This is a genomic window from Bradyrhizobium sp. 141 (assembly GCF_023074055.1).
In the GTDB taxonomy this organism is placed as follows: domain Bacteria; phylum Pseudomonadota; class Alphaproteobacteria; order Rhizobiales; family Xanthobacteraceae; genus Bradyrhizobium.
The window spans coordinates 50,603-69,235 of record NZ_JADPKR010000115.1 but is presented as its reverse complement, the minus strand read 5'-3'; the positions used below and the strand labels follow the sequence as shown (position 1 = coordinate 69,235).

General features: G+C 64.8%; 14 protein-coding genes. 1 reads left to right on the top strand and 13 read right to left on the bottom strand.

Features of this window, described 5'->3' with window-relative positions:
* Positions 1–83: 83 nt before the first annotated feature.
* The 6 genes from IVA81_RS38985 to IVA81_RS38960 all read right to left on the bottom strand — a co-directional run bounded on the left by IVA81_RS38985 (position 84) and on the right by IVA81_RS38960 (position 9,291).
* Positions 84–2,327, bottom strand: coding sequence for a tetratricopeptide repeat protein (locus IVA81_RS38985; RefSeq protein WP_247328987.1), 2,244 nt, complete (start codon positions 2,325–2,327; stop codon positions 84–86).
* 61 nt (positions 2,328–2,388) lie between these two features.
* Positions 2,389–4,677 carry a tetratricopeptide repeat protein gene (locus IVA81_RS38980; protein ID WP_247328984.1) on the bottom strand — a complete coding sequence of 763 codons (2,289 nt, stop codon included), beginning with the start codon at positions 4,675–4,677 and terminating at the stop codon, positions 2,389–2,391.
* 100 nt (positions 4,678–4,777) lie between these two features.
* Positions 4,778–5,515 (bottom strand): amino acid ABC transporter ATP-binding protein, encoded by a 738-nt coding sequence (locus IVA81_RS38975; RefSeq protein WP_249813040.1) that lies wholly within the window; start codon positions 5,513–5,515, stop codon positions 4,778–4,780.
* Between the two features lie 11 nt (positions 5,516–5,526).
* On the bottom strand, positions 5,527–7,047 hold the full coding sequence (locus tag IVA81_RS38970; protein ID WP_247328961.1) for an amino acid ABC transporter permease: 1,521 nt from the start codon (positions 7,045–7,047) through the stop codon (positions 5,527–5,529).
* On the bottom strand, positions 7,044–8,249 hold the full coding sequence (locus tag IVA81_RS38965; RefSeq protein ID WP_247328958.1) for an ABC transporter permease subunit: 1,206 nt from the start codon (positions 8,247–8,249) through the stop codon (positions 7,044–7,046). The genes IVA81_RS38970 and IVA81_RS38965 overlap by 4 nt, the downstream gene beginning before the upstream one ends.
* A 25-nt stretch (positions 8,250–8,274) precedes the next feature.
* Positions 8,275–9,291 (bottom strand): amino acid ABC transporter substrate-binding protein, encoded by a 1,017-nt coding sequence (locus IVA81_RS38960; RefSeq protein ID WP_247328956.1) that lies wholly within the window; start codon positions 9,289–9,291, stop codon positions 8,275–8,277.
* Between the two features lie 387 nt (positions 9,292–9,678).
* On the opposite strand from IVA81_RS38960, the gene metC reads away from it, so the two are divergent.
* Positions 9,679–10,863: a cystathionine beta-lyase gene (gene metC, locus IVA81_RS38955; protein WP_247328953.1), complete on the top strand. Its 1,185-nt coding sequence runs from the start codon at positions 9,679–9,681 to the stop codon at positions 10,861–10,863.
* Positions 10,864–11,005: 142 nt separating this feature from the next.
* Here metC and IVA81_RS38950 read toward each other — a convergent pair whose 3' ends face one another.
* From IVA81_RS38950 to pbpC, 7 genes are all read right to left on the bottom strand, one after another.
* Complete coding sequence (locus tag IVA81_RS38950; RefSeq protein ID WP_247328950.1) at positions 11,006–11,869, bottom strand: EamA family transporter; 864 nt, start codon at positions 11,867–11,869, stop codon at positions 11,006–11,008.
* A 68-nt stretch (positions 11,870–11,937) separates the two neighbouring features.
* Complete coding sequence (locus IVA81_RS38945) at positions 11,938–12,567, bottom strand: TetR/AcrR family transcriptional regulator (RefSeq protein ID WP_247328930.1); 630 nt, start codon at positions 12,565–12,567, stop codon at positions 11,938–11,940.
* 76 nt (positions 12,568–12,643) lie between these two features.
* Positions 12,644–12,982 (bottom strand): lipid-A-disaccharide synthase N-terminal domain-containing protein, encoded by a 339-nt coding sequence (locus IVA81_RS38940; protein ID WP_018323154.1) that lies wholly within the window; start codon positions 12,980–12,982, stop codon positions 12,644–12,646.
* On the bottom strand, positions 12,979–13,731 hold the full coding sequence (locus tag IVA81_RS38935) for a glycosyltransferase family 2 protein (protein ID WP_247328926.1): 753 nt from the start codon (positions 13,729–13,731) through the stop codon (positions 12,979–12,981). The genes IVA81_RS38940 and IVA81_RS38935 overlap by 4 nt, the downstream gene beginning before the upstream one ends.
* Positions 13,732–13,795: 64 nt before the next feature.
* Entirely contained in the window at positions 13,796–14,641 is an 846-nt protein-coding gene (locus tag IVA81_RS38930; RefSeq protein WP_247328923.1) for a phosphatase PAP2 family protein, read from the bottom strand.
* 1 nt (position 14,642) lies between these two features.
* Positions 14,643–16,385: a glycosyltransferase family 39 protein gene (locus IVA81_RS38925; RefSeq protein WP_247328880.1), complete on the bottom strand. Its 1,743-nt coding sequence runs from the start codon at positions 16,383–16,385 to the stop codon at positions 14,643–14,645.
* 50 nt (positions 16,386–16,435) lie between these two features.
* Positions 16,436–18,625: a penicillin-binding protein 1C gene (gene pbpC, locus IVA81_RS38920; protein WP_247328877.1), complete on the bottom strand. Its 2,190-nt coding sequence runs from the start codon at positions 18,623–18,625 to the stop codon at positions 16,436–16,438.
* Between the last annotated feature and the right edge of the window lie 8 nt (positions 18,626–18,633).

The following is an 18,633-nucleotide window of genomic DNA, read 5'->3' as shown; positions in this document are numbered from 1 at the left end:
GGCAGGACCGGAAGGTCCCCCCGGGATATTCCGGGGATCACCGCAGGATATGGCCGAGCCATCGCTTGGTGCGCCTGCCCCGCCTACGCGACCTCGCCGGGTTCCGCGGTGGCAGCACAATAGTCGCGCCAGAACTGGCGGTAGCCCGCTTCGAGCTCGCGCGTGTAGATCTCGACATTGCCGGCGGGCGAGGATGCGATCTGAGCCGGCAAACCCGCGCGCAACTTCGTCAGATGCTCTGGCTGCGAGGCAAACTTGCGGGCGATCTCGACATAGCCATCGTCATCCTCGGCGACCCAGTCGCCGAGGCCGACGGCGGCCACGATGGAGGCGCCGGCACGCGAGGAGGCTCCGATGCCGAGCTTGGCGACGACGGGAACGCCCTTGTAGAGGGATTCCCAGGTGCTGATGCCGCCATTTTGCGGGAACGTGTCGAGGGAAATATCGATCTTGTCAAAGGCCATCAGGTGGTCGTCGCGCGAGGTGGTGCCGAGGCACGTGATGTCCTCCTCCGCAATGCCCTGCGCGATGAAGCGTGCGACCAGGCTATCGCGCAGCAGCTGATCATCGAGCAATCCGTGCTTGAGAATGATCTTCGATCCCGGCACCTCCCGCATGATGCGCGACCACACACGGATCGCATCGTCCGAGAGCTTGTAGATGCGGTTGAACACGCCGAAGGTGACGTAGCCGTTGCGGAGCATCGGCAGCTCGGAAGGCTGCAGATTGGTGACGGGCTCCATCGTAATCAGGCATGGCAGATCGTGGATCTTTTCGGGAAACAAATGCCGGACCGACGGTGGAATGAAAATGGGGTCGGCGAGCACATAGTCCATGGTCGGCATGCCCGTGCCCGTCGCGTGTCCGAAGCCGGTGGCCTGGATCGGAGCCGGCTTCCGCGCGAAACACTGCAGTCGGTTGCCGGTCGTATGGCCCGAAACGTCGATCAGGATGTCGACATTGTCGGCCTGGATGCGATCGGCGAGTTCGTCGTCCGAAAGCCCCCAGGCATCAACCCAGACATCCGCCAGTTCCTTGAACTTGGCGGTGTACTCGTCCGCTCCGGGCCAGGAATAGTAGCAGATGATTTCAAACTTGGCGTGATCATGATGGCGCAGTACCGGCAGGAGTGTGAGTCCCGCCGAGTGCTGCCGGAATTCGGCCGCGACATAGCCGACCACAATCCGCTTTTCCGGATCGAGCGGCCGCTTCGGCAACGTTCGTTGCGGCAGCTTGGAGCCGATCGCATCCCACCAGGATTTTCGTACCGCCTGCTGAACCGCGAAATCGGCCTCGGGGCGGTAATCCTGCAAGAAGATCTTTCCCCTGATCGCATCCCCGTAGTCCGGCCGGACCGCCAGCGCGCGATCGAGATATTCGATCGCGGTGTCCATCTCTCCCTGGGTTGAAAAAGCGAAGCCCATCAGCGCCAATCCGATTTCCGAGCGCGGATTTTGTTCGATCAAGGCGGTGGCGGCCGCAATCGCCGGCGCGGTCTTTCCCATGACGAGGCAGACCTGTGCCTTCCCTCGCAGGGCGAGTTCGAGCTTGGGCGAAACCGCAAGCGCCGCTTCGAAATCCGCAAGCGCCGGTTCCAGGCGCTGCAGCTCGTAACTGAGCCGTCCCCGCTGGGCCAGGATCCTGGGCGCGCCGGGCTTGATCGCCAGCGCCATGGCAAACTTGGCTGCGGCTTCTTCGTGGTGCCGGAGCTCCAGGCTGACCATGCCGCTGCCGACGATGGCCTCCGCGTGGCGCGGCTGGAACAGCAGGGCGCGATCGAAACTTTCCTTGGCGCGCTCGACCTGTCCAAGCAATATCTCGATCATGCCGCGATTGCAGAACGCATCGGCGTAGTCCGGCTTCAACTTGATGGCGCGCTCGTGCAGCTCGATCGCCTGCCCGTACAGCCCCAGGTGCATCAGCGTGTTGCCGAGGTTGGTCAGTGCGACCGCGAAGTTCGGCTTCAGCGCGATCGCCCTCTCCTGGCACCGCCGCGCTTCCTGGTAATTGCCGAGGTCGAAATGCACGGTCGCGAGGTTGTTATGGGCATCGTGCAGGCGCGGATCGAGCGCAATCACGCGCTCGAGCAGCTGCTGCGCCTCCTCAAGGCGCCGGCCGTCATGGGCGCACATGCCGAGCAGGTGCATGGCGTCGACATGATCCGGAAGGGCTTTCAGGATTTCACGGCACAGCGCCTCGGTCTCGGCATATCGACCCTGGCCATAGGCGTTCGCCGCAGCGGCGATGACGGCGTCGGCCTGCTTCATCAACTTCTTCTGCAATCGCGCGTTCTGGAATGCGCGCGCGCCGCCGCCGCTGCTCTGCAAGGTGTCTCTCCGGAGGATGCCCTACGCAGAGTCTAACTGATTCGCAGCCCTGGCCGGCCGGTCACCGGACCGCCATCGCCCCCGGGATTTCCCGGGGCGCCTGCCCCGCCTCCACCACCTCGCCGCGTTCCGACGCGGCGGCACAATGATCGTGCCAGAACCGGCGATAGGCCGCTTCGACCTCACGGGTGTAACGTTCGACGTTGCCGGCGGGAGAGGCTGCGATCCGTGCCGGCAGATCCGCCCGCAACTTCGCCAGGTGAGCGGGTTGCGCCGCATATTTGCATGCGATCGAGGTATAGCCATCGTCATTCTCGGCGACCCAGTCGTCGAGGCCGACGGCCGCCACGATGGATCCGCCAGCGCGCGACGAGGCGCCCTTGCCGAGCTTGGCGACGACCGGAACGCCCGCATAGAGGGATTCCCAGGTGCTGATGCCGCCATTTTGCGGGAACGTGTCGAGAGAGATGTCGACTTTCGCAAAGGCCAGCAGATGTTCGTGGCGCGAGGTCGAGCCGAGACAGGTGATATTCTCTTCGGCAATGCCCTGGGCCACGAACCGCGCGACCAGGCCGTCGCGCAGCAAGGGATCGTCGAGTAGCCCGTGCTTGATGATGATCTTCGATCCCGCCACCTCGCGCATCACTTTCGACCACACCCGGATTGCCTCATCCGAGATCTTGTAGATGCGGTTGAAGACGCCGAAGGTCACATGGCCGTTCCGGAGCATGGGAAGCTCCGAAGGCGGCACATCCAGGATCGGATCGATCGTGATCAGGCACGGCAGATCGTGAACCTTCTCGGCCAGCAGATGGCGGGCAGATTCCGGAATGAAGATCGGATCCGCGAGCACGTAGTCCATGGTCTGAAGGCCCGTCCCCGTGGCATGTCCGAAGCCCGTGACCTGGACTGGGGCCGGCTTCCGGGCGAAGACAGGGAGCCTGTTGCCGGTCGTGTGCCCCGACACGTCGATCAGAATATCGATCTTGTCGGCCTGGATACGATCGGCCAGCTCGTCGTCCGAAAGCTCCGCGGCGCCGACCCAGACGTCCGCGAGAGGCTTGAATCTCTCGGTGATCTCATCCTGCAACGGCCAGCAGGAATAGCAGACGATCTCGAACCGGGCGCGATCATGATGGCGCAGCACCGGCAACAAGGCGAACGCTGCCGAGTGGTTCCTGAATTCCGACGCGACATATCCGACCACGATCCGCCTGTCCGGATCGAACTGCCGGGGCGCGAGCTTCCTTTGCGGCAATCTGGCGCCGATCGCATCCCACCAGGATTTTCGTGCCGCCTGCTGGACCGCGAAATCGGCCTCGGGCAGATAATCCAGGATGAAGATCTTGCGTGCGATGGCATCCGCATAATCCGGCGAGATCTCGAGCGCCGCGTCGAGATGCTCGAGCGCCGTCGCGACGTCTCCCTGGTTCGCATAGCAGGCGCCGAGAAGCACGATTGCGTAATCGGACCGCGGATTGTCCTCGAGCAGGGTCTTGACGGCGGCGATCGCTTGCGTCGTGTTCCCCACCAGAAGATTGACTTGCGCCTTCCCACGCAGCGCAAGCTCGAGCCGCGGCGATTGCACCAGCGCCGCATCGAAGTCCGCTGCCGCCTGCTCCAGCCGGTACAGATCGAAGTTCAGCCGTCCGCGCTGCGCCAGGATCCTCGGTGAACCCGGCTTGATCGCGAGGCCTGCTGCGAGGGCGGCTTCCGCCTCTGCGTAGTGCCGGAGCTCGATGCATACCATGCCCTTGCCGGCGAGCGCTTCCGCATGCCGCGGCTGAAACAAGAGGGCTCGATCGAAACTCTCCTTGGCGCGCTCGCACTGGCCGATCATCAGCTCCGCCATGCCACGATTGCAGAACGCATCGGCATAGTCCGGCCGAAGCCGTATGGCGCGTTCGTGCAGTCCGATCGCCTGCTCGCCGAGGCCAATGTTCAGCAGCGTATTGCCGAGATTGGTCAGGGTGATCGGACAACTCGGCTTCAGCGCAATGGCCTTCTCCTGGCACGCGCGGGCGTCCTGAAATTTCTGGAGATCGAAATACACGGCCCCGAGATTGCCATGGGCATCGGGCGAGCGCGGATCAAGCGCAATCGCGCGCTCGAACAGTTGTTGCGCTTCCTCGAGCCGCCCGCCCTCATACGCGCGCAGCCCGAGCAGGTGCGTGGCGTGGAAATGATCCGGAACCTCTTTCAGTATCTCGCGGCAGAGCGTCTCGGCTTCCGCAAATCTGCCCTGCCCAAGTGCCTCGACCGCGAAGGACAAGACGGCGTCCGCCTGCTTCCTCAACTTCTTTGCCAATCGCGCATTCTGGTATGCGCGCGCGCCGACACTGCTTTGCAAGGTCTCTCTCCGGAGGATGGCCGAAAAGATGCAAAGCTGATTCGGATGGTGCCAAGCTGGCGGGTCGGTTAGACCAGCGAGACCACCGGATTGCAGGTGGTCACCGCAGGATCTGGCTCAGGAACAGCTTTGTGCGGGCGTGCTGAGGCGCCGCAAAGAACTCGTTCGGGGTGTTGGCCTCGATGATCTGGCCGGCGTCCATGAACACCACGCGGTTGGCGACCTCGCGGGCAAAGCCCATTTCGTGGGTGACGACCAGCATGGTCATGCCCTCCTCGGCAAGGTCCACCATGGTGTCCAGCACCTCCTTGACCATCTCGGGGTCGAGCGCAGAGGTGGGCTCGTCGAACAGCATGACCTTCGGGTTCATCGTCAGGGCCCGCGCGATCGCGACGCGCTGCTGCTGGCCGCCGGACATCTGCCCCGGAAACTTGTTGGCCTGATGCGGGATCTTGACCCGCTCCAGGAACTTCATCGCGGCCTCCTCGGCGTCCTTCTTCGGGATGTTGCGCACCCAGATCGGCGCCAGCGTGCAATTGTCCAGCACGGTCAGGTGCGGGAACAGATTGAAGCTCTGGAACACCATGCCGACTTCGCGGCGCACCGCGTCGATATGCTTGAGGTTGGGCCCGAGCTCGATGCCGTCGACGACGATCTCGCCCTCCTGGAATTCCTCGAGCGCGTTGATGCAGCGGATCAAGGTCGACTTGCCGGAGCCCGAGGGCCCGCAGATCACGATGCGCTCGCCCTTCTCGACCGCAAGGTCGATGTCGCGCAGCACGTGAAAGTCGCCGTACCATTTGTTGAGGCCGGAAATCTTGACGATGGGGTCAGCCATGATGAGCTCGATCAGTTGCGGCGGTGGGCATTGAGACGATGCTCGACGAACAGCGAATAGCGCGACATTCCAAAGCAGAAGATGAAGTAGATGATCCCGGCGAAGGCGAAGCCCGTGAACGCGGTCGAAGGCGTCGACCATTTCGGATCCGAGAACGACGCCCGCAGCGAGCCTAACAGATCGAACAGGGCCACGATCGAGACCAGCGAGGTGTCCTTGAACAGCGAGATGAAGCTGTTGACGAGGTTCGGAATGACGTGACGCAGCGCCTGCGGCAGCACGATCAGCGAGGTCGTCTTCCACCAGGACAGGCCCAAGGCTGCGGCCGCCTCGCCCTGCCCGCGCGGGATCGCGGCGAGCCCGCCGCGGACGTTCTCGGCCTGGTAGGCGCCCGTGAACAGCGCAATGCCGATCAGCGCACGAACGAGACCGTCGACGGTGAAATTGCCGGGCAGGAACAGCGGCAGCATGTAGGTGGCGAAGAACAGCACGGTGATCAGCGGGACGCCGCGCCAGAACTCGATGAAGGCGATCGAGAATATCCGGATCAGCGGAATTGTGGAGCGGCGCCCGAGCGCCAGCGCGATGCCGATCGGCAGAGAGGTGACGATGCCGGTGACGGAGACCACCAGCGTCACCAGAAGGCCGCCCCACAGATTTGTTGTCACAACGGGCAATCCGCCGTGATCGAGCCCCATCAGCTTGATGACGATGGCGATGGCAATGAAGGTGGCGACGCTCGACGCCAGAGCCCGCCCGCCGGTGCGAACGCCGCCGCCGAGAACGAAGGCGATCAGGGAGACGATCGCAGCCGTGATGGCGAAATCGGTCCAGACCGATTGGCCCGTTCCCAGGAGTTGGTCACGCAGCCAGGTCAGCGGAAAGATCAGCCAATAGATCGCCGTGCCGACCAGCACGATGAAATTGCCGACAATCCAGAAGAGCGGGGCGACGGTCGAGGTCTTGCTGAGAGTGAGTAGAGCCTGTCCGGCATTGACGATGCTGTCGTCGAACAGCTGCAGCAGGTCAGCCGTCCAGCTCAGGCCAAAGCCCTTGATGCCGCCGCCGTGCAGCAGGAAGAAGGCGACCACCGGAAAGGCGAGGAAGAACAGGCTGGCATTCAGCCCCTTCGCCGGCAGCCGGGGAACGAGCATCGGCACCAGCAGGACCACGGCTAGGACGAATGTGAGATTGACACGCCAGCGCTCGGCCTCGGGATAGAACCCGTAGATCAGTTGCGGCAGCTTGGCCTGGATGTAGGGCCAGCAGGCGCCGACCGCAAAGCCGGCGTTCTCGGTGAGGCAAGCAGTGCGGTCCTTGCCGCTCCACACCGCATCCACCATCAGGAACCTGACGGAGGGAATGATGGTGAACCACAGCAGCAAGGCACCAACGATCGTGAGCAGGATGTTGGTCGGCGAGTTGAACAGGCGCGTCCGCATCAGCCCGACAAAGCCCGTGGTCTTCACCGGCGCCGGACGCTCGGTGAGGAGGTCCTGGCGGACGAAGCTGTTCGAGGCGATATCGCTCATGCGCCCAGACTCCGGCTGACGCGCCAACCATAGACGCTCATGACGGCGCTGGTGAGGAGCGAGATCAGGAGATAGATGCCCATGGTCATGGCGATGATCTCGATCGCCTGCCCGGTCTGGCTCAGCGACGTGCCGGCGAACACGGAGACGAGGTCAGGATAGCCGATCGCGACCGCCAGCGACGAGTTCTTGGTGAGATTGAGGTATTGGTTGGTCAGCGGCGGCACGATGACGCGCATGGCCTGCGGCACGACAATCAGCCGGAGCGTGGTGCCGCGGCTGAGGCCGAGCGAGGACCCCGCCTCCATCTGTCCCTTGTGGACGGACAGGATGCCGGCGCGCACGATCTCGGCGATGAAGGCGGCGGTATAGGTCGACAGCGCCAGCGTCAGCGCCACGAACTCCGGAATGATGCGCGAGCCGCCGGCGAAATTGAAACCCTTCAGCTGCGGCAGCTCGAAGCTGAATGGCCGACCGAACACCAGCATCGCGGCGAGCGGCAGCCCGAACAGCAGACCCAGCACATAGGGCCAGATCCGGATCATCCGCCCTTCCTGAAACAGCGCGCGCCGGGCATAGAAGCGCAAGACCAGTGCCGCGACGATGCCGAGCGCCAGCATCGCCAGGAACGGCTCGAGGCCGCTCTGGCCGACCGGACTGGGAATGACGAGTCCGCGATTGCTGATGAAGGCAATGCCAAACAGCGAAATGCTCTGCCGCGGATTGGGCAAGGCCGCGAGCACCGCGAGGTACCAGAACAGGATCTGGAACAGCAGCGGCAGGTTGCGGATGATCTCGACATAGATCTCGCCGACGCGGGACAACAGCCAATTGGGCGACAGCCGGCACAGCGCGACGATGAAGCCGATCAACGTGGCGAAGACGATGCCCACCACCGAGACCACGAGCGTGTTGAGGAGACCGACCACGAACACGCGCAGGAACGTGTCCGAGCCGGTGTAGGGGATCAAGGTCTGGTTGACGTCGAAGCCGGCATTGTTGCGCAGGAAGCCGAAGCCGGCGGCGATGTGCTGGTTCTCGAGGTTGGCGCGGGCGTTAGAGACGATCTCGTAGCCGATCCAGCCCAGGATCGCCGCGAAGGCAAACTGGACGGCGACGCCGTTCCAGCCTGCCTTGCCGCCCAGAAAGCGCCGGATCTTCAGCGCGATCTGGGGCGGCGGTTTTCGGGCCTCGGTGCTCATGCCGCTGCCAGCGGGTCAGAGGCGATCAGCGGATCGGCGGCGCGTACTGGAGACCGCCCTTGTTCCAGAGATTGTTGAGACCGCGGTTGATGGCGAGCGGTGAGCCCGCGCCGACATTGCGATCGAACACTTCGCCGTAATTGCCGACCGCCTTCACGACCCGCACCACCCAGTCCTTGGTCAGGCCGAGCTGTTCGCCGAAATTGCCGTCGGTGCCGAGAACGCGCTTCAACTCGGGATTTTCCAGCTTCGCTTTCTCGTCGACGTTCTTCGAGGTCACGCCAAGCTCTTCGGCGGTGATCATCGCGAACAGCGTCCACTTGACGATGTCGAACCACTGGTCGTCGCCGTGGCGCACCATCGGGCCGAGCGGCTCCTTAGAGATGATCTCGGGTAGCACCATGTGGTCGTTGGGATTGGCGAGCTTCAGGCGATTGGCGTAGAGGCCCGACTGGTCGGTGGTGAAGACGTCGCAGCGCCCGGCTTCATAGGCCTTGACGGTTTCGTCGTTGGTGCCGAACGCGATCACCTCATACTTCATGTTGTTGGCCTTGAAGTAGTCGGCGAGATTCTGCTCGGTGGTAGTGCCGGTCTGCACGCAGACCGAGGCGCTGTTGAGCTCGAGCGCCGAATTCACCTTGAGCGACTTCTTCACCATGAAGCCCTGCCCGTCATAATAGGTCACGCCGGTGAAGTTGGCGCCGAGCGAGGTATCACGCGAGATGGTCCAGGTGGTGTTGCGCGAGAGCACGTCGATCTCACCGGATTGCAGCGCGGTGAAGCGGTCCTTGGCGGACAGCGGCACGTATTTGACCTTGGTCGCATCGTTGAAGATTGCCCCGGCGATCGCCCGGCAAACATCGACGTCGAGGCCGGTCCAGTTGCCCTTGTCGTCGGGCGAGGAGAATCCCGGCAGGCCCTGGCTGACGCCGCAGGACAACATGCCCCGATCCTTGATGGTCTTGAGCGTTTGCGCGTCGGCGGCTTGGGCGGAGAGGCCGGCGGCGAGAGCAAGGGTGAGAGCCAGGGTTACGCGTTTCATGGGCTTTGGGCCTTTCAAAGTCGTCTCAATGAACGTTGTCTCAGGATCATCCCTGCCGGGGCCAAGCGTATCAAGACCAGCCCTGCAAGAGTCATGCTGGAAACCTTGCCGAACACTCGCCCATCCCGAGAGGCCATAACCTAATCCCCGCCGCAGGCGCCCGCCTTTGTGGCTGTGGCGCAAGGTCCGGTCAGACGATGGATCGAAGGTCGCGGCTGCCCCTCAACATGCGGCGACTGAATAGCACCTGCGCATTGGAGGGCGGCTGGCGTGCGGGGTCAAGGGGTTGACGGGACTCTTCTGTGTTCTGTTATTAACGACGGCGGCCTTCGGCCGGCCCGCGGGGCACAACGTGCCGGGCGGAAACGCGGTTTTGAAAGCAGACGCATGGATTCCTCGCCCCCCCAAGAGCAGCACGCCGAGACCCGGCTGGTCACCTCCGGCCGCGACACCAAGGCGCAGAAGGGGTTCGTCAATCCGCCGGTCTTTCACGGCTCGACCGTGCTCTACCCGACCGCCGAGGACCTGCACGCCCATCGCGGCGAGTTCACCTATGGCCGCCACGGTTCCCCCACCACCAAGGCGTTCCAGGAGACGCTGATGGCGCTGGAGGGGCCGCAATGCGCCGGCGTCGGCATCGTGCCGTCGGGCCTGTCGGCGATCTCCACCACCCTGCTCTCGGTGCTGAAGACCGGGGACCATCTCCTGGTCTGCGACAACGTCTATCGGCCCTCGCGCAATTTCTGCAACGGCATGCTCGCGCGCTATGGCATCGAGACCGCCTATTTCGACCCGATGATCGGCGCGGGCATCGACAAGCTGTTCAAGCAAAACACCCGCGCGGTCCTGGTGGAGGCGCCGGGCTCGCAATCGTTCGAGATGCCCGACATCCGCGCGATCGCCGAGGTCGCGCATGCGCGCGATGCGCTCGTCATCGACGACAACACCTGGGCAACCCCGCTCTATCACCGCTCGCTTGATCAGGGCGTCGACATCAGCATGCAGGCCGCCACCAAATACATCGGCGGTCATTCCGACATCATGTTCGGCACCATCTCGGCCAACGCCAAGGCCTGGCCGATGGTCGCCGAGGGCATCCGCCTGCTCGGCGTCTGCGCCGGTCCCGACGACGTCTTCCTCGCGCTGCGCGGCCTGCGCACGCTGTCGGTGCGGCTGGCGCAGCATCATCGCTCCGGGCTCGACATGGCGCGCTGGCTGGCTGGCCGACCCGAGGTCGCGCGCGTGCTGCATCCGGGGCTCGAGACCGATCCGGGCCATGCGATCTGGAAGCGCGACTTCACCGGCGCATCCGGCCTGTTCAGCATCGTGCTGAAGCCGGCGCCGCAGAAGGCGGTCGACACCATGCTCAACACGCTCAAGCTGTTCGGCATGGGTTTTTCCTGGGGCGGCTTCGAGAGCCTTGCGATTCCCTTCGACTGCGACGCCTATCGCACCGCGACCAAATGGGCGCCGGGCGGCCCTACCCTGCGGCTGCATATCGGTCTCGAAAGCGTCGACGATCTCAAGGCCGATCTCGATCGCGGCTTTGCTGCCCTCAAGGCGGCAATGTGAGCACAGCCGGCCTCACATCGGGCTCAATGCGGAAAGATGAACTTCAGCACGGTGATGGCGTCGCGACTGGCGATTGCGACTGCCGATGCCGCGAGCGTCCGTAGAGACGGCTGCCCGCCTCGGGTGCGACGGCGCTGCCGCGCTAAAGCCGCGCCGCGACGCGCGGTTTGACTTGCGTGATGGCGACGCCGGAGATCGCGAGCAGCCCGCCGACGATCAGCTTTGGCGTCATGCGTTCGCCCAGGAACAGCACGCTCGACATCAACGCAAACACCGGCAGCAGCAGGCCGAAGGGTGCGACACGGCCCATCGAACAATGGGAAATCAACCAGAACCAGAGGCTGAATCCGACAATTCCGCCGATGAAGATCGTGTAGGCGAGCGCCAGCCAGCCCCGTCCGTCGGCCGTGACGAGGCTCGTCAGTTGTCCGTATTCGAGCAGCAACGACATCACCATGACCTGCGGCACCGTCAGCAGCGACGACCAGCCCATCAGCATCAGGGGGTCAAAAGGGCCGTAGAGCTTGGTCAGGACATTGGAGACGGCGAACGCGAAAGCGGCGCCGACCACGAGCAGCAGCGGAAGCGCGTTCCCCGAAATACCAGGCCCGGCTGCCAACACGACCACGCCAGCGAAGGCCAACACCACGCCGGCTGACGTGACGAGAGACGGCTTCTCCGCGAGCAGCGGCCAGGCCAGCAGGACAGTGAAGGGCGTCGCGAGTTGATAGGCCACGGCCGACATGCTTCCCGAGCCCAGGCCAAGACCAACATAGAACAGCCCAAAATTCAGACCGCCAAGGAACAGGGAAATCGCTGCGATCGGGCCCAGTTGTCGAGGCGTAGGCCTCGCGACGAACGGGACCAGCAGCAGCGCAATGGCCAGGAAGCGCAGAGCGAGGAAGAAAAGGGGCGGAAACTCCGTCACGCCGACCTTGATGGCGACGAACTGATAGCCCCAGAGCAAGGGAACGACTACCGCGCAGACGATCTGGATGATAGTCATGGCGCAGATCCTTTCAGGACCATTCAGTCCAGATATAGGCCGCCGGCGAGAGGCGTCCATGGGGTTGCTTACCTGATGAAGCGATCGAGCAGCGTATCGGCGGTGGCCTGCGACGTGGCGCGCGCCGGCGCGGTCTTGCCAGTCACGCGCAGCCCTTCGACGAAGCAGACGAGAATCCGGGCGGCACTGGAGGGTTCGACGCCATCGGCCAGCTTGCCCGCCGCCTTGGCGCGGGAGAGCGCGTCCGCCACCCTGCCCTCCATCGCCTTGAAGAAACTCGTGACGCGCCGGCCAACCTCGGCATCCTGTCCAGCCAGCTCCATGGCTGTGGCCACCAGCAGGCATCCGCGCCGCCCATTGGCCCCGCTGGTGCGCTCGACGTAACCGGCAAGGTAGGCCCGCAGGCCGTCGATCGAGTCCTTGCGCGGGTCGAATTCGAACTCTATCCGAGCCAGGGCATCGCCAATGTAGCGGTCAAGCGCGCGCAGGAACAGCGAATGCTTGTCGCCGAAAGCGGCGTAGAGGCTGCCGCGCGAGAGTTTTGTCGCCCGAAGCAGATCCGGCAGCGCCGTGCCGTGATAGCCGCGCGACCAGAACACATCCATCGCACGCTCGACCGCGGCGTCGACGTCGAATTCCCTGGGCCGCCCACGCGGCAACTGTCCGGGAGATTGGCGCATGACCAATATATGGACCATTTGGTCCTTAAATAGCAAGAGCCGCTTGGGATCATTTCAGACGGGTTTGGGAGGCGTCCGCGGCTTAGGACTGGGATCAGCGGTCCAGCGTCTTCGAAGCTCTGCCGCGGTTCTTGATGATCAGCATGATGTTGCGGATATAGATGATGGTCGCGAGCGATTGTCCGAGGATGATGACGGGCTCGCGCTTCACGACGCCGTAGACCAGCGTCATCAGCCCGCCGCCCATCGAGCAGAACCAGAACGCCATCGGCACCACGCTGTTGCCGGCGCGCTCGCTCGCGATCCACTGCACCAGGAAGCGCGCGGTGAAGAACAGCTGCGCGACCAGGCCGAATGCCAGCCAGAAATCGAACTTGGCGACGAACACGTCGTAGAGATAGTTGCTCAGCGCCTGACCGTATTGGATGATCATGCGTTCACCTCAGTCACATCTGGTGTCGGCTTCTTGCGGCGGATCAGCCACCACACCCCCGCGAGATCCATGATGCCGATCCACAGCCGGTCGAAGAAACCATAATTCGACACGCCGGAATGGCGCGGCCGGTCGATGACGTCGACATAGGCGATGTCGTAGCCTTCGCGGCGGACCAGCGCCGGCAGGAAGCGATGCAGCCCGTCGAAATAGGGCATCACCAGGAAGACCTCGCGCCGGAATGCCTTCAACCCACAGCCGGTGTCCCGCGTGCCGTCCTTCAGGATGGCGTTGCGGACGCCGTTCGCCACGCGCGACTGGAGTTTCTTGAAGCCGGTATCCTTGCGTCCCACGCGCTGCCCCGCAGCGAGGCCGACGCGCCCTGCTCCCTTCTCGACCGCCGAGATCAGGTCGGGCAGGAAGGCCGGATTGTTCTGGCCGTCGCCGTCGAGCGTCGCCACGATCACCCCGCGTGCCGCGCGCACGCCGCTGCGCACGGCCGCGGATTGGCCGCCTGATCTGGCATGGCGGAGCTGGCGCAGATTGTCCCGCTGCGTCATGAGCGCCGCGAGCCGTTCGGCGGTCGCATCGGTCGAGCCGTCGTTGACGTAGATGATCTCGTAGGCCCAGCGGCCGTCGAGCGCCGCACCGATCTCCGCGATCAACGGCGCGATGTTGTCGGCTTCGTTGCGCACGGGGACGACGATGGAAACCGCGGGCTGGGAAACCGAAGGCTGGGACGACGACAAATCGAGGCTCGTGGTTGGAATGGGACTGCCCCGGGGAACCGGCGGACCCGGCAGGCAGCCGCTTTTATGGGGCGGATGCCCCGTGGGCAACCCTTTTGAGGCGGCCCGAGACCGCCCCCGCAAGAGGCACGATGGTGCCGTCGGCGCGGATGGCAAAGCCCAACCTTCGGGCCGCGAACCAGTAGCGGACTGCCATGGCGCCCACCGTGCCGACCAGGGCGCCAGCCACGACGTCGCTCGGGTGATGCGCGACCAGCACCAGCCGCGTCAACAGGATCACGATTGCGTAAGTGAACATGAATACGCGCAGGCGCGGCCACAATGCCGACACGGCAAACGCCAGGGCGAACGCCGCCACTGCATGGCCCGACGGCAGGCTGGCATACGCCCCCGTCCCTTCGAACGGCACGAAGTTGAAGGGATTGGCCTTGCCGCCGACAAACGGACGACCGCGGCCGATGAGATATTTCAGGATCTCGGCGACGAATGCCGACACGGCAATCGACAGAAATACAAACTGCAGCCGCGTACCGAGTCCCAGCAGCAGCGCGCGGCGCGTCCCATGCAGCCCGGCCGCAACGAACGCCAGAGCCACCAGCGTAGCTCCCAGCACCGACAACAGATATTCATCCTTGCCGAAATCGGTGAGGATGCGGATCGGCCACAGGCCGGGCGTGCCGCGCGCGGGCATCAGCTGGATCTCGGTCTGGTCGAACGCGATCATCAGCACGATGACCAGGGCTGCGCCCGCTGCGCTGAGCCACAGCGAATGCCGCGCCAGTTTTCGCGCGGCCTCTGCGCGGCGCGAATGCGAGGGCGTGCGAACCAGTTGCGCCAGCGCCTGCCGGGACACGGCGAGCAATTGCGCGGGATAGCCCGGACGCGGCGCGATGCTGGTCGGGGCCGGCATCCTATTCGGTGCCTTCCGACCGGAAGATCGAGATCGAGATCGCGCGGCCTTGCGAGAAATTATAGCCGTCGATGCGCGTCCCGACCTTGTAGCGCAATCCGATCGCCTCGGCGCGCTGCACGAAGCTGCGCTCCGAGCGCTGCTCGATCAGCGCGAAGCGACAGCTGCCTTGCCGCAGGAAGTCCGCAGCACCTGAGCCGTCGGTCAGCAGCGTCTGCGTGCCGGTCAGGAAGACCAGGCTCGGCTCGTGATAGCCGGCAGCAGCCGCCTTCGGCCCGACGCAGGTGACATTGCGGAGCGCGCGCGCGACCTCGATGCTTGGAAACAGCGGGGTCAATGACGGCAGCACGATGCCGTACACCACCACCGCCAGCATCAGGGCCGCGACCAGCGCGTTGAGCAGCGAGCGCTCGGCGCGATTGTTGTCGTAGAGCCACCAGGCGAACAGGCCGAAGATCAGCGACGCCGCGATGAACGGCCAGGCCACGAAGGCCGGCTGCCGCGTCAGCATCACCGCGCCGACCACCGCGACGATCGAGGCGGCCGCGGGGATCGCGAACCACCAGGCTGAACCGCGCATCAGCCAGGAGCGCGACAGCACGCGCCGCTCCACCGCACCGGCGGTCAGAATGGCGATCGCCGGATAGAGCGGCAGCACGTAATGCGGCAGCTTGGTCAGCACGGCTTCGAACACGATCCAGGACGGGATCAACCAGGCCAGCAGAAACTGCGCGCCGGGTTCACGCCGGGCCCGCCAGACTGCGGGCGCCGCCATCGCCGCGAGCGGTGCGCCCGGCCAGAACGTGATCCAGAATAACGCCAGGTACAGCCCGGGCGGCGCGCCATGGGATTCCTGGGCCCCTAACTTGCTCAGCATGTCGCCGCCGACGGAATCGGCGAAGAAGGTTTCGCCGGCCCGCCAGAAGATCGCGACGAACCAGGGCATCACCAGCACCAGCATCCACATCAGGCCCCAGACCGGGCGCAAGCGCCACAGCCAGGAGGCATCGCGGTCCTGGATCGCGAGCGCAACGATGGTGAGGCCAGCGAACATCAGGATCAGCGGACCCTTGATCAGGATGCCCACCGCAAGCGCGGTCCAGAAGATCGCGGGCCAGCTCCAGGGCGGATGGGTCTCGTCCTCCGCGCGCTGCCAGGACAGATAGGCCCGCGCCATCGCCCCCATCGCCGCGACCACGCAAAGCAGCAGCATCGCGTCGGTCTTGGCGAGCCGCGCCTCGACACCGAGCAGCACCGAAGCGCACATCATCAGCGCCGCCAGCACCGCGGCGCGCCGCGTGACGAAGCCGAGCGCGGCCCAATAGGTCATGAGCACCGCGCCGATCGCCCCTAACAGCGACGGCAGCCGGTAGACCCAGATGCGCAACTCGGCTTTCGGCAGTTTGAGCGCCGATGCAGCTTCAACCGCGGCCGACTGCAACCAGTAGATGCCGACCGGCTTCTTGTAGCGGACGTCCTCCTGAAAGCGGATATCGACATAGTCGCCGCTCTCGACCATCTGCTTGGTGGCCTGGGCGAATCGCGCCTCGTCGCGATCGATCGGCGGGATGGTGAAGAAGCCCGGCAGGAACAGCAGCAGCGCGCAGAGCACGAGGAAGCCGACCGCGCGCGCATGGTTGGCCGTGACGACGTCGAGCATGCGCACGAGCCCGCTGCCTGGATTTGCAGGCGATTTCGACTCGCGGGGAGCTCCAAAACGGGGGGCTGGGTAGGTCTCGGCCATTGGTTCCGCTTACGCTGAAACCGCCATCGCCACAACCGCTTAAGCCGGGCTCATTGAATTCGAATGACAACTGTGTCCGCGGCGCCCGTGGCGTCGATCACCGTGAGCCGCGCAAAGCCGGGACCGGGCGGATCGATCAGGCGCTGGCGGCGGCCGTCGATCTCGCCGAGTGCCGTGCCGTTAACCATGACGGTCATGGGCAGAACGCCGCCGGCGACCTTGACCGGCATCGCTGCGCTCTCCTGCCCCCCGGAACGATCGACATCGATCCGCGAGCCGTTCAGCGGAAACTGAATGTGCAGCGCCTGCTCGCGGCCGGTCCGCACCAGTTCCCCTACGGGCCGGAACCGCTTCAGCGGCAACGGCAGCTTGGCATTGCTGGCAACCAGGGTTCCCCTCGGCGGCTTCGGTAACGGGGCCAGCGTCTTGCCGGTACGGGCGAAGGCATCGAACAGGATCGGTGCGGCGGCGACGCGCCCGATCAGGCCAGGGACAGGCGCTCCGTCGGGCCGGCCGACCCAGACGCCGATGGTCATCCGGCCGTCGAACCCGACCGACCACGCATCGCGATAGCCATAGGAGGTCCCGGTCTTGAAGGCGATGCGGTTGTGAGCGGCGTTCTCCGGCGGCGGCGTTCCCAGCAGCACGTTGCCGACCTGCCATGCCGCGACCTGATCCAGCAGCCGGAGCGGCTCGCGGTCGTCCTTGTCGGCCATGACCTCGCGCAGCGGCTTGGTCGTGCCGAGCCGTGCGAAGCCCGTGTAGAGCTGCGTGAGATCCTGCAGCGTCACGCCGACGCCGCCGAGACCCATGGCTAGCCCGGGCGCTTCGTCCTTGGGCAGCACGAGATTGCCGCCCGCCTGCCGCAGCCGCGACGCCAGCCGGCTCGAGCCGACGCGGTCGAGCAGCACGATCGCCGGGACGTTCAGGGACAATTGCAGCGCCTTCCTCACCGGCACCGTGCCCTGGAAGGTCATGTCGAAATTCTCGGGTGCGTAAGAGCCGAAGCGGACGGGCCGGTCGTCGATCAGGCTTTCCGGATGAACGAAGCCGTCCTCGAAGGCGAGCCCGTAAATGAAGGGTTTGAGCGTCGAGCCCGGCGAGCGGATCGCACGGGTCATGTCGACCTGTCCTGCCCGGCTCTCGTCGAAATAATCGGCTGAACCCACGCGGGCGAGCACGTCGCCGCTCTCATTGTCGACCACGATGATGCCGACCGAGATGTTCGGCCCGAGCGCAATGGCGCGATCGCGCGCCAGCGGCTCCAGCACCTTCTGCAAGTTTGCGTCCAGCGTCAGCTTGATAACCGGCGTATCCTTGACGGTCGTCAGCGCGGTGTCGGAAGCGTGCGGCGCCAGGATCGGCATCGGCTTGCGCAGTTTTGGCACGGGCACGGTCTTGGCCTGCCTTGCGTCGTCGGCGCTGACCATTTGCTCCTCGACCATGCGGTCGAGCACGCGGTCGCGTGCCTTGCGCGCGGCTTCGGGATGGCGGTCGAGCCGGCGCGTTTCCGGCGATTGCGGCAGCGCGACCAGCAGCGCGGCCTCCGCCAGTGACAGGCGCTTCGGCTCCTTGCCGAGATAGCCGATCGAGGCGGCGCGGATGCCTTCGAGATTGCCGCCATAGGGCGCCAGAGCGAGATAGAGATCGAGAATCTGCTCCTTGCTCATGCTGCGCTCGATTTCGATCGCGCGCACCATCTGCCGCAGCTTGGCATAGAGCGACCGCTGCCGCCGCGGCTCCATCAGGCGGGCAAGCTGCATGCTGATGGTCGAGCCGCCCGAGACGATGTGGCCGCGCGTCGCGAGCTGCAAGGCGGCACGCCCCAACGCCAGCGGGTCGATGCCGTCATGGGCGTAGAAGCGCTGGTCTTCGTAGGCCATCAGCAGTTTCAGATAGGTCGGATCGACGTTGGAACTCGCGTCGACCGGCAGACGCCAGCGGCCATCCGCCATCGCATAGGCACGCAGCAGCTTGCCGTTGCGGTCGACGATGGTGGTCGAGACCCGGCGCGCCTCGTCGAGCGGCAGCGGGCCGAGGGAATAGACCCAGCCGACGAAGCCGACAATGGCGAGGATGAGGGAGAGAGCGAGCGCGGAGAGAAGGGGATGGCCCCTGCCCCGCGCTCCACTGCCGTCGTTCCGGGATGGTCCGAAGGACCAGACCCGGAACCTCGAGATTCCGGGTTCGGTGCTGCGCACCGCCCCGGAATGACGAGATATGTTCTCGGCCTCGCTCATCCCACCAT